This window comes from Streptomyces sp. NBC_01363 (assembly GCF_026340595.1).
Lineage (GTDB): Bacteria > Actinomycetota > Actinomycetes > Streptomycetales > Streptomycetaceae > Streptomyces.
Window position 1 is genome coordinate 1,298,812 of record NZ_JAPEPF010000001.1, and the last position, 16,685, is coordinate 1,315,496.

The following is a 16,685-nucleotide window of genomic DNA, read 5'->3' on the forward strand; positions in this document are numbered from 1 at the left end:
GAGTGTCCGTCAGGACGCTCCGGCGGACCGAGTGTCCGTCAGGACGCTCCGGCGGACCGAGTGTCCGTCAGGACGCTCCGGCGGACCGAGTGTCCGTCAGGACGCTCCGGCGGACCGAGTGTCCGTCAGGACGCTCCGGCGGACCGAGTGTCCGTCAGGACGCTCCGGCGGACCGAGTGTCCGTCAGGACGCTCCGGCGGACCAGTGGTCGGAGCGCACATTGGGGCTCGGGAGCGGATAGACGCCCTTGTAGGCCGGCCCGTTCGGCTTGGACTCGGAGTCGGCGACCTTCGACTCCTTCACGCAGGGGCTGTCCGCCTCGAAGAAGGCCTGCCCCTTGGCGCGAACGCTCACGCTGATGCCGAATCCGTCCTTCGTCACCGCGTAGACCGCCGGGAACTCCGTGTCGTTGTTCTTCGCCTTGATGCGGTAGTCGCTCGTGCGCCAGAACTTCTCGACCTGGTCCAGGAAGCTCTGCCTGCGGTCCGCGGACACGATGGTCATGACGGTGCGCCTGCGCGTCACATCACAACTGCCCTTGGTCGTCGGGCCGTGGGCCCACTGCACCTCGGGGTCGATCTCCTTCAGCACGGCGTCGAGCATGCTGTCGGCCCGGTCGGCAGCCTCCTGCATGTCCATGCTGCTCCCCTTGGTGCCCGTGGTGCTCTTGGTGGCCGTGGTGCTCGTGTTCGCACCCGACTGCGCATTCTCGCTGCCGCAGGCGGACAACGTGAAGCCGACAGCCAGAGCCACCGCAATGATCTGGAACCTTCGACTCATCGCTGTTCCTCCATCTTGAGCCGGTCGGAGTGTCCCGACACGATAAGAGCGATGCTGTCGGCGGACATGGCGTCCCGTACCGGGTTGAAGTAGTTCGAGTGTGCATCGAAGCTCAGACCGTCACCGCTGATCAGCGGCTGGCCGGGGGCCACCGGGAACCGCCTGGCACCGAAGGCCTTGCTCGCCGGGTCCTTGCCGAACCAGAGGTCGTCGTCGCCCGGGTCGGCCAGGTCCCCCGCGGCGTACGCACCGGCCGGACCGCCCAGGATCATCCCGATCCCACCCACGACGACCTGCGTCTTGGAGGGGAGCTTGGTCACCGGGTCGTTGGCCGCGGCGCCGACGAAGACGTGTCCGGCACCGACTCCGAGGTCCACGGCACGGTCCACGCCCACCCCGGGGCTGCCGACCAGGATGATGTCGTCCACCCCCGGAATCCCGCCGAGGTGCTTGGCCGCGGCACCGACGGTGCGGGAACCGTAGGAGTGCCCGATGGCCGTGATGTGCGGGTCCTTGTTCTGGTTGGTGGCCGAGATGCCGCTCATGAAGTCGTTGTACGCCACGCCGCCCTTCTCCGCCCGGCCGGTGCCCGCGACCGCCAGGCTCGACAGCCCGTCCGGCGTCTGCGGTGCGTCGTATCCGAGCCAGACGATCGCCGCGCTGGACGGGTCGTAGCCCTGGGCGCCGATCGCCGTGTCACGGGCGCGCTTGAGGTCGTTCTTCGCGAATTCCTCGTCGAGGGAGGTGTTCAGTCCCGGCACGTAGGCCGACACGTTCTTCGAGGTGTCGGGGTTCCCGTACGAGACGATCGCCCGCCCGTTGCCCTCGTCGCTGATGCCGATGAGGTACATCGGGGGCTGACTGCCCTCCTTCAGCTGGCGGTCGATCTCCCGCAGCCCGGCCAGCTTCTCCTTCGACGCCTTGTCGCTCTGACCCTCCAGCTTCGAGATCAGATCCGGCAGGTTCCGGCGGTTGGCCGTGTCCCGGTCCGCCACCGGAATCCCGTCGAGGCCGCCGATCTGATCCGGGGAGAGCTCCAGGTACCGATCGCGCTGCTGCTGCGTCAGCCCCTTCCACCAGGCCTCGCGGCCGGCCGGGCTGGAGCCGCGTGGGATGCGGTCGTTGAGGTACTGCCGCTCCCCGTCCCGCACCGCCGACTCGACGCGCGTACCGGACCCGGGCAGCCCGGTGAGCGCGCCGCCCCCGCCGGAACCCTTGGCCACGTCCCAGGCAGCGGCCACGTACTGGCCCTTGTCCCACTTGCCGCCCGCCTTGTTCGCGACCTGTGCGTACTGGTCGACAACGCCCTTGGCGGTGTCGCCGGGGTGCGCGATCGTGTCGATGGCCCCGGTGACGTCGCCCAGCAGCCCGTCGTCGCCCACGATGCCGGTGAGGAAGTTGCCGTCCGAGCCGCCCTTGGTGCCCGGGACCGGGGTTTGTCTACCCGCGTTGACCTCTGTAGAAGAACCGCCGGTTCCATCCGAACCACCGGCCCCACTGGTCCCATCGGAACCGCCAGCACCACCGGAGCCGCCAGAACCACCCGAGGCTCCGGCCCCACCGGCCCCGCTGCCGCCGGAGCCACTGCCACCGGAGCCGCTGCCGCGGGTCGAGTCCGACCCGCCGGAGCCCGTTCCACCGGTCACGGTCGCGCCTTCGGACCCGGCGCCGGAACTGGTGCCGTCACCGCTGCCGTTCCCGTTGCCGTTGCCATTCCCATTGCTCCCGCCGCCGGCGACGGCACCGGGGGGCGGGCAGGCACTGCCGGTCAGCTGGCAGATGGCGTTCCGGAGCTGGCCGGACACCTGCCCGCCGATCCCCGTGGCCACGAGCCCGCCGATGAGGGCCACGACCACGAGGATCATGCCCAGGTACTCCATCGCGGTCTGACCGTTGTCGCGACGCGACTTGATCATCCGCACGATGCTGAACGGCCGGTGCTCGACGCGCTCTTCGGGTGCGAGCCGGAACCATGCGCGCGACCGGGGCCGGCACAGCAGGACGAGGACGACGACGGGCATCACCAGTTGCGTCACGCCCCGGCTGTTGTCCGCGTCGTTCAGCGTCGCCAGCGCACCGAGCGTGAGCCAGGCGTGCACGGCCAGGAGCCCGCGCCAGACCCAGACGCCACCGCTGCGCAGGTACAGCGACAGCCCGAACCCGATGATGCCGGGCAGCGCCGCGTACAGCACCATGCCCAACAGCCGACCGTCCACCGCATCGACGGACGAGGCCACGAGCAGTACGTCGAACGTCCCCACGACCGTGAGGACGAAGAGCAATCGGACGAGAATCAGTACCGCCTGCAAGGGGCGTGACAATGGCTGCCTGCCCGGAGGGACCTCGGTGGTGCTCACGTCAGCACCACCCGGTACCGCTAGTTCTCGTATGCCAGACACGGCGAGTCTCCCCAGCTTTGTGAGTGGGCGCAGCGACAGTTCCCCCCGGTATCCGTATGCGACCACAACAACGCAGGGCCCGGCATGGGCCCCAGGGCCCAATGCCGGACTCAATGTTCGGGCACCCGCCCAGCCTTCCCCTTTCCCCCACCGACCGTGCCGTTACGGGTCATTGGGTGCGGTGACGGGGCGTCAGAGAGCTCCGGCGGACCAGAAGTCCGAGTGGACGTTGGGGCGGGGAAGGGGGTAGACGCCCTCATAGCCGGGGCCGTTCGGCAGCGTGGTGGATTCCGCAACCTCCGACTCCTCCACGCAGGGGCTGTCCACCTCGAAGAAGGCCTGGCCTGCGCCGCCGATGCTGAGACTGACTCCGAAGCCATCTTTCGTCTGCGCATAGATCGCCGGAACATTCACATTCTTGTTAACAGCCTTGATCCTGTACCCACTCCGGCGCCAGAAGCGGTCCACAACGCCAAGAAAGTTCCCTCTTCGACCTTCGGATACAACAGTCATGACGACACGCATGCGAGAAACATCGCAGCTACCCGTACTGGTAGGCCCGTGCGCCCACTGGACTTCCGGCTTGATCTCTCCCAGTGCGGCATCAAGAATCTGATCAGCGCGATTCGCCGCATCCTGCATGTTCATATCCTCACGCCCTCCCGGACTTGGCGATGTAAATCTCTCTGTACAACCAGACAGCACCGAAGACAACACCATCACTACGACAAGAGCGGGAAGCTGAGACCTCACCGAAGCCCCTCCATCTCGATATCGCGAGACCTCCCCGCAGTGATCAACGCAATACTGTCTGCGGACACGGAGTCCTTCTTCGGATCGAAGTACTGGGAGTGCGCACCGAGCGAGAGGCCATGTCCACCGACAAGGGGAGGCCCCTCTTCGGCGGGGAAGCGTCGAGCACCGAAGGCTTCACTCGCCGGATCCTTGCCGAACCAGAGGTCGTCGTCCCCCTGATCTGCAATGTCCCCTGCCAAATATCCGACCACTGGACCAGCGGCGATCGTTGCCGCGGCGCCTACGACATCCTCCCGCCCAGACGGGAGCTTGGTCACCACATCGTGCTCGGCTGCTCCAACGAAGACGTGATCCTTGCCGACCCCGAGGTCCTCAGCACGATTGACACCTACCCCAGGGCTGCCCACCAGGACGATGTCGTCAACTCCTGGAATACCAGCGCCGTGTTGCGTCGCAGCTCCTACCGTGCGCGAACCGTACGAGTGACCGATTGCTGTCAGGTGCGGATCCCCGGTTTCATTAGTGGCCGAGATCCCAGCCATGAAACCATTGAAGGCAACGCCACCCTCCTCGGCTCTCTTCGTTCCCATCACCGATAAACTTGCCATGCCATCCGGCAATTGCGGTGCGTCATATCCGAGCCAAGCGATGGCCGCACTGGAGTGATCATATTTATGAGCACCCTTCGCAGTGTCCCAGGCCCGCTTGACATCACTTGTTGCAAATTCCTTATCCAACGAAGTGTTCAGCCCAGGGACATAGGCCGCCACGTTCTTCGCCGTATCCGGATTACCAAAGGAGACGATCGCCCGCCCGTTCCCCTCGTCCCCGATACCGAGCAGGTACATCGGAGGTTGGGTCCCCGCCCGCAGCTGCCGATCGATCTCCCGCAGCGCCGCCAGCTGTGTCTCCGACTTCGCGTCGTCCCGCCCTTCCAACTTGCCCATCAGCAGCTGGATGTTGTCCCGGTTCGCCGCATCCCGTACCAAGGCCGGAATGCCGTCCAAGTTGCCGATCTGGTCCGGGTACACCGCGAGGTACTCCTCGCGCTGTTCGTCCGTCAGGCCGGACCACCAGGCCTTGCGTTCGGGCGGTGACGCGTCGTGCGGGATCGCGTCCTTCAGGTAGCCGCGCGCCGCGTCCCGTACCGCTGCCGCGTCGCCCGCCGCGTCCTGCCATGTCGAGTCCGGGACCTTCAGGCCCTCCTCGGCCTTCAGCTTCCGCAGGATCCGGGCGTACCGCCAGTCGATCTCGGCCGCCGTCCGCACGGCTTTCGCCACCCGGTCCGCGATGTCCTGCGCCTTCGCCACGTTCGGGTTGGGGGTCACCAGGGGCGAAGGCGCATGCAGTCCGGGCGCCGCGCCCCCGACCTCTGCCGTGCCGCCCGGCAGGGGCTTGCCGTCGATCAGGCCCTCGCCCGCCGCCGGGTACGTCACCGAACCGTCCGCGTGCACGGTGAGCTTCAGGTTCTCCGCGTCGTCCAGCGCCTCCCGCAACGCCCGCTGCTGGGCGCGCAGTTCATGGGCCATGCTGTTCAGCGTCGTACGGAGCAGACCGCACTCCGTGTAGACGTAGCTCAGGTTCCGGCTCATCTGCCGCAGCCGCCCGACCGCCGCCCTCGCCGCCTCGCCGTGCTGCGTATCGCGCAACCCATTGAGCAACTGCGTCTCGATCCGGTCCCGGCCCGCGTCGGCGCGGTTGCTCGCCTTGCCCCACCCGTCGGCCGCGCCCTCCAGCTCGCCGCACTTCAGGTCCCGTAACTGCGCCCAGGTCAGGGTCATCGCGCCCCGTCCCGACCCACCGATGCCACGGGCGCGAAGGCGGACTTCACGGTCTCGTTCGTCTCGCCCTGGGCCCGCGCGACGGCGCGCAGTTTCCCGGCCAGCGCCCGGCACTCCCCGCGCGCCGCCTCGAACCGCCGCGTCCACGACTCCCGTACGGCACCCAGTTCCGCCAGCGCGGTCAGTCCGCCGGTCCCGGCGAGAAGGCCCTCGTGCGCGGTCTCCAGTTCCGACTTCACCGGGCCGAGGTGCGTACACATCCCTTCCGCACCACCGGCTGCCCGCAGCCACGCACCGTCGCTGTGCTTCAGTACGTCCCCGCCACCGCCCGCCAGATCGCTCAGCCTCTGACGGCCGCCCGGCTGTCCCGTCACTGCCACTCCGCCCACCCCGTCCCCGTTCCTTGATCGCGGAGCGGCACTGTGCCAAATCCGGTGGCGGCGACACGCCACAGGTCCGGACGCCGGTGGGCGGAGCGGGCCCTGGTTCCCGGGCGTCCCAACGCGGTGCCCCCGAGCGCGGATCACCCGAACGGTGGACGAGTATCGGGCCCTACCCGCGTCCGCCGCCCCCGCCGTACGTCCTCGGGTCCGCCGTGGCGAGACGGTGCGGCACCGCGGCAGCCCGGTCCTCGGGAGGGGTGCCGTGTCCCTGAAATCGGTGCCGACCCAGCCCGGTTTCGCGCCCCAGCGGGTCAGCAGCTCCGGCCGGTCACGCAGCGCACGGCCCGAACCCGAGCCCGAGCCCGAGCCCGAACGAGGATCCGAGCCCGAACCCGAACCCGAACCCGAGTCCGAGGGATGGGTCGGGTCTTAGGCCGATTCCGGGAACGTCAGCAGGACGTCAGTGAGGCGTCAGCGGAACGTGAGCGATCCACAGGATGCTTTGGTTGTCAAGAGGTCAGAGAGAGCGGTTCGCCGCAGGATCCGGGCCTTGTCTCACGCTCATCCTGGGAGAATTCCATGCGTACGATCCGCACCCGCAAGCACACCGCTGCTCTCGGCGCCGTCACCGCGGTGCTCGCTCTGGCCCTCACCGCCTGCAGCGGCGACGACACCGGCACGAAGTCCGCCGGCGACGCGAGCGACGCCGCCACGGTCGCCTCTTCGAAGGACGCCTCCAAGTCCGGCGACGCCGCGAAGACCGCGGACGGCTCGAAGACCGGTGGTACCGCGCAGAACACCGGAGCCACGAAGACGGGCACCTCGAACGCGGGCACGTCCAAGGGCGGCTCCGCGGCGAGCGGCAACACCAGCGACAGCTACGCCTACAAGCACCCGTGCAAGGCCGGGGACCTGTCGGTGCGCGTGTACCCCCGCGAGGGTTCGGCCACCCAGCACGTGATCGAGATCAACAACACCGGCGCGAACTCCTGCGGTCTGAGCTACTTCCCGCGGGTCAGCCTGGGCGCCGCGAAGGCCTCGGACCACAGCAAGGACATCATTCCGGCGGTTCCCGGTGGCCTGGGCGGCGCTCCCGCGTACCCGGTCAAGCCCAAGACGGCCGCCATCGCGGTGATCGACCTCAACCCGAGCGGTGCGAACGGCGTGACCTGGATCGACGAGATGAACGTGCTCGCCGACGGCGACCACATGCCCAACGCCGACACGCAGAACTTCCCGCTCGGCCCGGACGTCAAGGTGCTCGACCCGAAGCTGGGCCTGTACCGGAGCACGGTCGCCGACGCGGTGCGCTCCATGCAGTCGGCGGGCAAGTCCTGACCCGCTGAGCCGGACCGTACGACGAACGCGGTGGGACGCACCATCTCCCCTCCCTCTTCGCCGTACGCCCCGCACCCGACACCGAGGGCCCGGATCACATGTGATCCGGGCCTTACGACGTTCACGGCCGCGAGGCGCTGCGCATGCAGCAGGCGGCGGCCGTCGTCATCGCGTGCCGCGGGAACTTCGGGGCGGCCCCGGCGTGAACCCCCTGCTGCTTGCCGTCTGTCCGAGGGCCCATCGCGACCTGTACGGGGCCGGACTGCCCGGCTGCCTGGCCGAGGCGCACCCCGGCCGCCACTGGCCGCCGCCCCGCGAGGCCGTCGCACCGGTGCGCGGCGGAGTGCAGGCGCATGCCCGCGACGGCGTTCCTGCACGCGGTCCTGACCTGGGCCACCGCGACAGATCGCGGCACGGCCAGGTGGCACAACCGGGCGGCGCAGCCAGGCGACACAGCTGGGCGCCACGGCCGGGCGACACAGCTGGGCACCACGGCCGGGCGGCACCGTCGGCCTTCGGCGCAGGCGCTAAATCGAGCCAGTTCGCCAAAGCGGGCAAAGCCGCGCTCCGGGTCGAATACTCCCTGCCGAACACCGGGTTCCGCGCGGTCCGCGCCCGTCCCGGGCTCACCTCGCCGCACGAGAACCTGAAGCTGGGCGCCTGGCGCGAATCCCGACGACATCCGTTCCCGAGGCGGCCCCGCGCCGCGGTGGATGACCTGAGGACGGTCCGAAAACGACCAGAATCCGGACGGGGACCGCTACGTGGGATGGGTAACGTTCGACGGGTGTCGGAGTCGTTGCCACGGGGGGCGAGGTGAGGGCAGTGAGCGGCGTAGTTGTCCATCTGCCACGGGTGGGCGGTGGCGTCGGAGGGGTGCCGTTCGGTGACCCGGTGACGTTACGGCTCGGCCCGGGGGAAGTGGCGCGTTTCGGACGGGGCTCGGCGACGACCCCGGTCGAACTGCGCCTCGACGACGCGGCCATCTCCCGGCTGGCCGGCGAGATCCGGGTGACCGACGACCACTGGCAGCTCAGCAACCACAGCGGGACCCAGAGCTACCTGGTGGAGAACCCGGAGGGAGCCGGAGAGTATCTGCGGGTTCCGCCCCGGCGGGCCGGCGCCCCCATCCCCTTCGAGTTCTCCCGGGTCGTGCTGCCCACCCGCCGGGGCACCACCGTCGCCTTCCAGGTGTTCGCGCCCGACCACGTCTATCTGGACCCCGACGGCATGGCGGGCGAGTGGGGCAGCCGCACCGTCATGGCGTACTCGCTGGACGAGACGGCCCTCTACTTCCTGGTCCTGGTCGCGCTCTGCGAGCCTCGGCTGCGCGACGAGTCGCCGGTCGCGGTGCCCACCACCCCGCAGATCGTCGAACGGCTCAGGAGCCACGCCGCGTGCGGCCAGTTGAAGGCCCGCGCGGTCAGCTCGCACATCGACTACCTCGCCGAGGAGAAGATGCGGATCAGCGCTCCCCCCGAACGCCCCTCCGGAGCCGGAGCCGGAGGAGCGCGCCGCAATGGCAAGCGGGAGGCCCTCGTCGGGATCGCGCTGCGGTTCGGACTCGTACGGGAGGAACATCTGGCGCTGCTTCCGCCCCGGTGCGGGCGGGGTACCGGAGGGGGAGACGGTGCGTGGCCGGGGCGACACATCGGGAATTGACCGTACGGAGCTGCTTCCGCGCGGCTACCGGGTCGGCGGCTGGGAGGTCACCGAGCCGATCGCGTCCGGCGGCTGGGCAACGGTGTACGCGGGCCGCTCGGTCGATCCGGCGCAGGAGCCGGCCGAGGTCGCGCTCAAGTTCCTGCCGACCGCGGGGCTCGCACCGCGCCAGGCCCGCAAGGTCGCGGAGACCGCCCGGCGAGAGGTCGAACTGGACCGCCGGGCCGGCCATCCGCGCCTGATCCACCTGCTGGACTCCGTCGTGATCAGCGATCCGGACCGGGCGTTCCTGGACGGAGCGATCGTGCTGGTGATGGAGCGCGCCGAGCGCAGCCTGCGGGACCTGTTCGACGCCGGGGTCGCGGAGGCGGATGTCGCCGGGCTGTTCGCCGGGATCTGTGAGGGCCTGGCCCATCTGCACGGCAGCGGCTGGGTGCACGGCGACCTCAAGCCGGAGAACATCCTGCTGATGGCCGACGGTGCGCTCAAGCTCTCGGACTTCGGGCTCGCCACCGAACTGACCGGCACCGACGGCACCCACGGGTACGCGCCGCCGATGGGCACCCTGGACTACCTCCCGCCCGAGCGCTGGCAGGCCCCGCTCGGCGAGCACGGCGTGGAGGTGCGGCCCAGCGCCGACATCTGGGCCCTGGGCATCATGGTCCACGAGGTGTTCGCGTCCGGCGCCTCGCCGTTCCCCGGCGCGACACCGGTGGCGCGCGGCGCGGCGGTACAGGAGTACGCCGACGGGCGCGCGCCGCTGCGGATCGACAGTGCGGTGCCGCCGTTCTGGCGCGCCCTGGCCATCGACTGCCTGGCCCCCACCCACGCCGACCGCGCCGCGCACAGCGCCGGGAGCCTCCTGGCGCGCATCACCGCTTGGTCGCCTTCGCCGAGCCCGGTACGCCGCCGACGGGGGACCCGCGCCATCCTGGTGACCGTCGCGGTGTGCGCGGTGGCCGCGACGGTCTGGTCGCACGCCGTCGGCGGCGCCGCGTCGGGTGCGAAAGGTGAACCACTCGGTCGGCTACGGGTGTTCAACGCCGACGACGACTGCAGGGACCGTACGGACCGGAACCCGCAGTGCAGTCTCGGCCTGGCGATCGACCCCCTTCAGCCGTACACCATCGACAACGTCGTACCGACACGGGTGTGGCACGGCGACGTCCTCGCCGTCGAATGCCGCCTCCCCCAGGGGATACCGATCATCGACGAGTCGGACGCGAGCTCCACCGAGTGGTACCGGATCCGTCTGCCGGCCGGCGCCACCCGTTCCTCGGCCTGGCTGCCCGCCGTACGCACGACGGACCACCCCCGGGTTCCCGACTGCCCGCGGCCCAAGCCTGTTCGATGAGTGTCAGCGTTCGCGCCGCGGGCTGTCACTCCGGATCGTTCCGGATGTCCTGCCCGGCAGCCCGACGACTACGTTACCGATCGCCCATCAACTCTCTTTCCCCGCAAGGCTATTCCGACTCGAAGGAGCAGTCAGGTGCGTGGCTCGACCGAACGACGCGCGATGTGGAGATCAGCGGTCCTGCTGGTCGTGGTGGCCGTGACCGGCCTCGGCAACCCGGCCTTCGCCCAGGGCACCCGCGACGTGCCGGGCCCCCTCGGGAACACCGGCCCGGCCGCGCTGTACTGCGACATTCCGGCGGACCGGGACATCGCCGTGACCCGCAAGGTGTACGAGGTCGGGCAGCGCCGCGGCGTGTCCGACAAGGTGATGCTCGCCGGCTTCGAGACGGGCTGGGTCGAGTCCCGCATGAACAATCTGGCGTGCGGGGACCGGGATTCGCTCGGTGTGTTCCAGCAGCGGCCCTCGATGGGTTGGTGCGAACCCGCCCAGTGCCTCGATGTCGACTTCGCGGCGAACAAGTTCTTCGAGGTGGCCCAGCAGATGGAGCCCGACTGGGACACCGCGGGCGAGCTGGCCCAGGCCGTCCAGCGTTCCGGATACCCGGAGCGCTACCCCCAGGCGGAGGGCTACGCCCGGGAGCTGATGGCCGAGGCGTTCCAGCCGTACGGCACGATCGGGGCGAAGTACGCCGGCCTGGGAGGCCCCGGCGGCCCGCTCGGCCCACCGGTCCGCGCCGAGGAGGACTCCTCGCTCGGCGGACGTTTCCAGCTCTTCCAGAACGGGATCGTCCTCTGGCATCCGGACGTGGCCTACGCGGTCTACGGGGACATCCTGACGAAGTTCTGGGACACGGACGCCGAACGCCGCTGGGGCTTCCCCACCACGGACGAAGCCGACGCCGCACAAGCACCCGACGGAACCCGCGGCCGCTACCAGTTCTTCGAACACGGCCTCTTCCTCTGGTCCCCCCAGACCGGCGCACACACCGTCCACGGCGCCATCTACGACGCCTTCCACGCCGCCGGACACGAAAGCGCCCTCGGCTACCCCCTCACCGACGAAACAGACGAAGCAGGCGGCAAGGCACAGAAGTTCCAGAAGGCCACCATCCACTGGAACGCCGACCGCGGCACCTGGATCACCGACAACTGACCGGGAGACGGCTATGAGATCGCTGATCGTTCGGCGTGTGATCGGGGCGGTGACACTGATCCTGGCGGCCCTCGCGGTCACGTTCACCACCGCACCCGCCGCGAGCGCGTCCGAACCGGGCGGCCCGATCGGGCGCGGCGAGGCGACGGACCGCGCATGGTCGTGGATCGCCGAGCAGGTGCCGTACAGCCAGAGCGGCTGTCACGAGAACCAGTTCGGCTGCTACCGGCCGGACTGCTCGGGCTATGTGTCGATGGCCTGGAACCTCGGCACGTCCCTGACCACCTGGGCCCTGTGGGACGTCACCTTCGACATCCCCGCGAACGACCTCCAGCCCGGCGACGCCCTGCTGCGCGACTCGGGCGGCACGGACCACGTGGCCCTGTTCCTCCGCTGGGCGGACCCGGCCCACACACAGCCGGTGGTGCGCGAGGAGTACGACTTCGGGCACGTCGCCGAGGAGCGGGTGTGGGGCGACGGGCTCAGGGGCTTCACACCCCGCCGCTACAACAACCTGGACGACCTGATTCCGTACGGCACCATCGCGGCGAAGTACGACAGCACGGGCGGCCCCGGCGGCCCGCTGGGCCGGCCGATCACGGGTGAACGCGACTCCTCGCTCGGCGGACGGTTCCAACAGTTCCAGAACGGGATCATCCTCTGGCACCCCGATGAGGCCCACGCGATCTACGGGGACATCCTCACCAAGTTCTGGGACACGGACGCCGAACGCCGCTGGGGCTTCCCCACCACGGACGAAGCCGACGCCGCACAAGCACCCGACGGAACCCGCGGCCGCTACCAGTTCTTCGAACACGGCCTCTTCCTCTGGTCCCCCCAGACCGGCGCACACACCGTCCACGGCGCCATCTACGACGCCTTCCACGCCGCCGGACACGAAAGCGCCCTCGGCTACCCCCTCACCGACGAAACAGACGAAGCAGGCGGCAAGGCACAGAAGTTCCAGAAGGCCACCATCCACTGGAACGCCGACCGCGGCACCTGGATCACCGACAACTAGCCATCCCATCCCCCACTGCCACTTCCGACCAGGAGGTCGTGTTGAGCGAGTACCGTCCCACCCGCAGGAACGTCCTGAAGACCGCGGGCGGCCTCTCCGCCGCACTGGCGCTCGGCGCCGGTGGCGTCCTTGCCACAGCCACGGCGGCGAGCGCGGCCGGTGACGGCTTCGGGCTGCACATCGTGGACCGCAACGAGAACGATCCCCGGATGAAGTACTACCGGTTCCAGACCGACGCGATCGGCTGGAACCCCGGCGTCAACGTCCTGCTCCCGGACGACTACGCCACCAGCGGCCGCACCTACCCGGTCCTCTACGTGTTCCACGGCGGCGGAACGGACCAGGACTTCATCACCTTCGACCGCCTGGGCATCCGCGACTGGACCGCGGGCAAGCCGGTCATCGTCGTGATGCCCGACGGCGGCCACGCGGGCTGGTACTCCAACCCGGTCAGCTCCAACACCGGCCCCCGGAACTGGGAGACCTTCCACATCGCCCAGCTGCTCCCGTGGATCGACGCGAACTTCCGGACGTACGCCGAGTACGACGGCCGCGCGGTCGCCGGTTTCTCGATGGGTGGCTTCGGCGCGCTGAAGTACGCGGCGAAGTACTACGGCCACTTCGCCTCGGTGAGCGCCCACTCCGGCCCGGCCAGCCTGCGCCGCGACTTCGGCCTGGTCGCCCACTGGGCCAACACGTCCTCCGCGGCCCTGGACCTGGGCGGCGGCACGATCTACGGGGCGCCGCTGTGGGACGAGGCGAGGGTCACCGCCGACAACCCGGTCGAACGCATCGAGAGCTACCGCAACAAGCGGGTGTTCCTGGTCGCCGGTACGAGTCCCGACCCGGTCAACTGGTTCGACACGGTCAACGAGACCCAGGTGCTCGCCGGACAGCGGGAGTTCCGGGACCGGCTCGGCGCGGCGGGTATCCCGCACGAGTGGCACGAGGTGCCCGGCGGGCACTTCGTCCGCCCGGATCTGTTCCAGCGCGACCTCGACGGTGTCATCGCCCGACTCCGTAAGGCCTGACACGGCGCCGTGAACGACCCGTCGCCTTGAACGAGGCGGACCCACGATGTCGGGACCGGTCGGAACACCCGGTCCCGACGTCGTGCTCTCTCCTCCCCCGCCGGTTCGTACCGGGCCCCACCCCGCACCCCCTCAGTCACACGGAGGAACGACCATGTCCACCCCCTCGCAGCCGGAGCGCCGAGACACCTCCCGCCGGGCGGCGCTCAAGGCAGGCATGGGCTTCGCCCTGGGCGCCGGCCTGCTGGGCGCTGCCCCCGGTGTGGCAGCCGCTCGCGACCGATCCGCCCCGACCGCCGCCGGACGACCGGCTCCGCGACTGCTCCAGACCGGCACGCCGCTGTGCGAGCAGCCCGGCGACTCGGCGAGCGCCCAGGGTCTCGGCTCCGGCGACCTGGCGATCCCGTACTACCGGGAGCACGACAACACCTGGGGCTATGTGTTCGGCGACGCGTTCGGCGGGATCGCCCAGGCCGATCCCTACCTGGGGTCTCCGGTGATCCTGAACCAGGCGAACTTCGACGCCTCCGGCGCGACCCCGATCTCGTTCTCCTGGGCGATGCCCACCGGCGGTGCCGCCGACCAGTGCTTCGACTACGCGCACCGGGCGGACAACGGGCACGGCTTCGAGATCTCCCGCATCCCCAACGACTGCATCGAGTTCGGCGGACGCACCTACATCCAGTACACCTCGGTGGCCCTGTGGGAGAACATCCCGGCCGGGTACGACGGCTCGCTGATGTCGGGCGTCGCGTACTCCGACGACTATGGCGTGACCTGGCAGGACTACCCGTACCACTGGCCCGGCGACACCCAGGGGACGAACCAGTCCATGTACGGGATGTGGTCGTTCGCGGGCATCGACCCCGACGGCTGGCTGTACATCTTCTCCAAGCGCTGGAACGGCACACACTCGAACACCGCCGACGGCGGCGCGATCCAGCTGTTCCGCATCCGGCCGGACGAGTTCCGTGCGGGCAACTTCGGAGCCCAGGAGAACTGGGCCTATCTGGACGGCCGCTGGCAGTGGACGACGGCGGCGGCACCGTCGATCATGCTGTCCGGGAACAAGATCGGGGAGTTCTCCGTCAAGCGGATCGGCAACACGTACTGCATGAGCTACTTCGACGTGGACGACTACTCGATCTGTACCCGCACCGCATCCCGCCCGGACGCCGTATGGACCGCCCCCAAGCCCCAGATCGTCGGCGACGGCCTCCCGCCGCACCACTGGGGCAAGCCCCAACTCCCGTTCCTCTACGGCGGATACATCCACCCCGGCAGCGCGAGCGCCACGTCCCTGACCCTGATCGCCTCGCAGTGGCAGTCGGTGAACCACGGAAAGACGCCCTACCGCGTCCTCCAGTACGACGGCATCCAGCCCTGACGCACCCGCACCGCACAGAGGCACGGAATCGGCTTTCGATCCACCCCCTCCCAGCAGGCCAGCGCACGGACACGGCGCGAGCCACCCGGCCCCGAACGGCCCGACATCGAACCAATGAACACCAACTCAGCTTGTTCGCACGGCAGTTGGCCATTTTGGCGTATGTGCATCGCTGCTCCCATACGCCGTCTGGCCGTCGGACCGAACAGCTGGTCCGCTGTTCGCAGTCAAGTCATCGCCCGCACGGGCGGGCAGGACACGGGGGAGGGCACCGACCAGATGAATGCGATGAAACGCATGGGCACGGCCATGGCCGCGAGCGTACTGATGGCGGGCACAGTGCTGGGGATGACGGGCTCGTCAGCCGCGGCGCAGGACAACGGGCTGGCCGAAGTACGCAGCACGGTTGCCTCGGTGATGGGCGCCGACGTCGCGGCCAAGGGCCGTCAGATCAACGCGACGACCCTGGACTTCAACGGGTTCACCGCAAGCAAGGCCACGCCCGGCCTCAAGCTGAGCTGCCGCTACGGGTACCGGTGCATGGACGTGCGGGGCACGGTGTTCAACTACTACACCTGCGGCAAGTGGTCCGTCTCCAACTGGTACGGCACCGGCCCGTGGATCAACAACCAGACCGCGGGGACGGTCGCCCGGTTCTACGGGCAGTCGGACAACGAGCTGTGGAACACGACGGCATACAGCTCCGGTACGGCGGACTGGGCTCCGGTGTATTCACTGCGCCCGTGCTGACCCGGGCCGGATGGCCGACCCGCGGGGCAGAGCCCGGGTGTTGGGCCTGAGCCCTCGAAGTGGTGTGCCGGATCGTCGGCATCATCGGGACCGGGCGGCGCCGGCGCAACGGCCACGCCCGTCCGGCAGGCACGTCGGGGCGTCACCGATCACCACGGTGGCGCCCCGAGTCATGGGCCCTCTCCGGGGACGGCAGGTCGTACGCCTGGCACCAGGCGTTCTCGTCAGGAACCGCGAGGGCGACGCCGTACGCTCCCCGGTCGCACCCCCGGCGGCCCAGGAGCATTTCACGCAGATTCCTCCCACCCCCTCCCCTCCCTTCCCTTCCCTTCCTTCAACCCTTCACGGCGCACTCGGCCCAGAGCAGCTTCCCGCCCTGCCCCGGCAGTCCGCCGCGCATCGGGTACGCGCCCCAGGACTCCGCGTAGAGCGTGACGAGGTACAGCCCGCGCCCTCGTTCGGCCAGTTCCTCCGGTGTCTCGGCGCCCCATCGGAACGGGGCGGGAATGTGCGGATCGGTGTCCCAGACGCTCAGCCGGATGCGGCTGCGTCCCGCGTCACGCAGGCGCAGGGAGTACAGCCCCGAGGAGTACAGATAGGCGTTGGTGACCAGCTCGCTCGCCAACAGCTCCGCGACCTCGGTGAGTTCGGGCATGCCGTGCACGCGCAGGACGTTGCGGAGGGTGGCACGGGCGACGCCGGGGGCGCGGGGGTCCTGCGGGAGTTGGAGGGTGTATGTCCAGGGCGGGGATACCGTGGCACTGACCATGGAAGTCTCCGTTCACGGAGGGAAGTTGAAGGATGCACTTCGAGTTGCCCGGTGACGAGGCCGCTCCGTCGAGCGGGGTACTTCCGGGCGGGTGGCCTGAGACCGAGACTAGACTCGCG

15 protein-coding genes are annotated in these 16,685 nt (G+C 69.4%); 8 read left to right on the plus strand and 7 right to left on the minus strand.

Annotation, left to right across the window (positions count from 1 at the left end; genetic code table 11):
- Window positions 1-183: 183 nt before the first annotated feature.
- From OG611_RS06185 to OG611_RS06205, 5 genes are all read right to left on the minus strand, one after another.
- Complete coding sequence (locus OG611_RS06185) at window positions 184-780, minus strand: hypothetical protein (protein WP_266416332.1); 597 nt, start codon at window positions 778-780, stop codon at window positions 184-186.
- The gene (locus OG611_RS06190) at window positions 777-3,101 is read right to left on the minus strand and encodes an alpha/beta hydrolase (RefSeq protein ID WP_266425574.1); all 2,325 of its coding nucleotides are present in this window, start codon (window positions 3,099-3,101) and stop codon (window positions 777-779) included. Before OG611_RS06190 ends, OG611_RS06185 begins: the two co-directional genes overlap by 4 nt.
- Window positions 3,102-3,371: 270 nt before the next feature.
- Window positions 3,372-3,827: a hypothetical protein gene (locus tag OG611_RS06195; protein ID WP_266416335.1), complete on the minus strand. Its 456-nt coding sequence runs from the start codon at window positions 3,825-3,827 to the stop codon at window positions 3,372-3,374.
- 101 nt (window positions 3,828-3,928) lie between these two features.
- The gene (locus OG611_RS06200) at window positions 3,929-5,716 is read right to left on the minus strand and encodes an alpha/beta hydrolase (protein ID WP_266416338.1); all 1,788 of its coding nucleotides are present in this window, start codon (window positions 5,714-5,716) and stop codon (window positions 3,929-3,931) included.
- Window positions 5,713-6,096, minus strand: coding sequence for a hypothetical protein (locus tag OG611_RS06205; RefSeq protein WP_266425577.1), 384 nt, complete (start codon window positions 6,094-6,096; stop codon window positions 5,713-5,715). Before OG611_RS06205 ends, OG611_RS06200 begins: the two co-directional genes overlap by 4 nt.
- A gap of 582 nt (window positions 6,097-6,678) precedes the next feature.
- On the opposite strand from OG611_RS06205, the gene OG611_RS06210 reads away from it, so the two are divergent.
- On the plus strand, window positions 6,679-7,437 hold the full coding sequence (locus tag OG611_RS06210; protein WP_266416340.1) for a DUF4232 domain-containing protein: 759 nt from the start codon (window positions 6,679-6,681) through the stop codon (window positions 7,435-7,437).
- A 121-nt stretch (window positions 7,438-7,558) separates the two neighbouring features.
- Here the strand turns inward: OG611_RS06210 and OG611_RS06215 are convergent, their stop codons facing one another.
- A complete protein-coding gene (locus tag OG611_RS06215; protein ID WP_266416341.1) occupies window positions 7,559-7,852 on the minus strand; it encodes a hypothetical protein in 294 nt (97 codons plus the stop codon).
- Between the two features lie 410 nt (window positions 7,853-8,262).
- Between OG611_RS06215 and OG611_RS06220 the strand changes: the two genes are divergently transcribed.
- The 7 genes from OG611_RS06220 (at window position 8,263) to OG611_RS06250 (ending at window position 15,797) form a co-directional block, all read left to right on the plus strand.
- Window positions 8,263-9,099, plus strand: coding sequence for a serine/threonine protein kinase (locus tag OG611_RS06220; protein WP_266416343.1), 837 nt, complete (start codon window positions 8,263-8,265; stop codon window positions 9,097-9,099).
- Window positions 9,068-10,453, plus strand: coding sequence for a serine/threonine-protein kinase (locus OG611_RS06225; RefSeq protein ID WP_266416345.1), 1,386 nt, complete (start codon window positions 9,068-9,070; stop codon window positions 10,451-10,453). The genes OG611_RS06220 and OG611_RS06225 overlap by 32 nt, the downstream gene beginning before the upstream one ends.
- Before the next feature lie 162 nt (window positions 10,454-10,615).
- On the plus strand, window positions 10,616-11,608 hold the full coding sequence (locus tag OG611_RS06230; protein WP_323180257.1) for a hypothetical protein: 993 nt from the start codon (window positions 10,616-10,618) through the stop codon (window positions 11,606-11,608).
- Window positions 11,609-11,621: 13 nt separating this feature from the next.
- Complete coding sequence (locus tag OG611_RS06235; protein ID WP_266416350.1) at window positions 11,622-12,629, plus strand: hypothetical protein; 1,008 nt, start codon at window positions 11,622-11,624, stop codon at window positions 12,627-12,629.
- Between the two features lie 41 nt (window positions 12,630-12,670).
- Entirely contained in the window at window positions 12,671-13,660 is a 990-nt protein-coding gene (locus OG611_RS06240) for an esterase family protein (protein ID WP_323180106.1), read from the plus strand.
- A 154-nt stretch (window positions 13,661-13,814) separates the two neighbouring features.
- On the plus strand, window positions 13,815-15,047 hold the full coding sequence (locus OG611_RS06245) for a DUF4185 domain-containing protein (protein ID WP_266416351.1): 1,233 nt from the start codon (window positions 13,815-13,817) through the stop codon (window positions 15,045-15,047).
- Window positions 15,048-15,326: 279 nt separating this feature from the next.
- Window positions 15,327-15,797, plus strand: coding sequence for a hypothetical protein (locus OG611_RS06250; RefSeq protein WP_266416353.1), 471 nt, complete (start codon window positions 15,327-15,329; stop codon window positions 15,795-15,797).
- 334 nt (window positions 15,798-16,131) lie between these two features.
- Here OG611_RS06250 and OG611_RS06255 read toward each other — a convergent pair whose 3' ends face one another.
- Window positions 16,132-16,566, minus strand: a complete 435-nt coding sequence (locus tag OG611_RS06255; protein WP_266416354.1) for an ATP-binding protein — start codon at window positions 16,564-16,566, stop codon at window positions 16,132-16,134.
- Window positions 16,567-16,685: the final 119 nt, after the last annotated feature.